Origin of the sequence: Pseudomonas sp. NY15435 (genome assembly GCF_048068295.1) — a bacterium.
Classification (GTDB): domain Bacteria; phylum Pseudomonadota; class Gammaproteobacteria; order Pseudomonadales; family Pseudomonadaceae; genus Pseudomonas.
The window spans coordinates 1-528 of sequence record NZ_JBLUQA010000031.1; the positions used below are offsets into that span (position 1 = coordinate 1).

At 65.2% G+C, this 528-nt stretch carries 1 protein-coding gene; it reads right to left on the minus strand.

Annotation, left to right across the window (positions count from 1 at the left end; all coding sequences use genetic code 11):
* Positions 1-528: isochorismate family cysteine hydrolase YcaC (gene ycaC, locus ACNFH5_RS30560; protein WP_416752678.1), on the minus strand; the 528-nt coding region annotated here is incomplete at both ends.

The window sequence follows — 528 nt, forward strand, 5'->3', positions numbered from 1 at the left end:
CGCCAGTCGCGGTGCAGCTCACAGGCCACGCCGAACCAGGTCATCAGCTGCGCACCGGCCGCTTCCATCCGGCGCCAGGCGGCGTCGCGGGTCATCTCGTTGAAGGTGCCGGAAGCATCTGCCACCACGAACACATCGAAACCTTCCGCCAGGGCCGACAGCGCCGGGAATGCCACGCACACCTCGGTTACCACACCAGCGATGATCAGCTGCTTCTTGCCGGTGGCCTTCACCGCCTTGACGAAGTCCTCGTTGTCCCAGGCGTTGATCTGGCCGGGGCGGGCAACGTACGGCGCGTCCGGGAACTGCGCTTTCAGCTCGGGCACCAGCGGGCCGTTGGGGCCGGTTTCGAAGCTGGTGGTGAGGATGGTCGGCAGGTTGAAGAACTTCGCCAGGTCACCCAGCGCCAGCACGTTGTTCTTGAACTTGTCCGGATCGATGTCGCGGACCAGCGAGAGCAGACCGGCCTGGTGGTCGACCAGCAGTACGGCGGCGTTGTCTTTGTCCAGGCGGTTGTAGGTGGCGTTG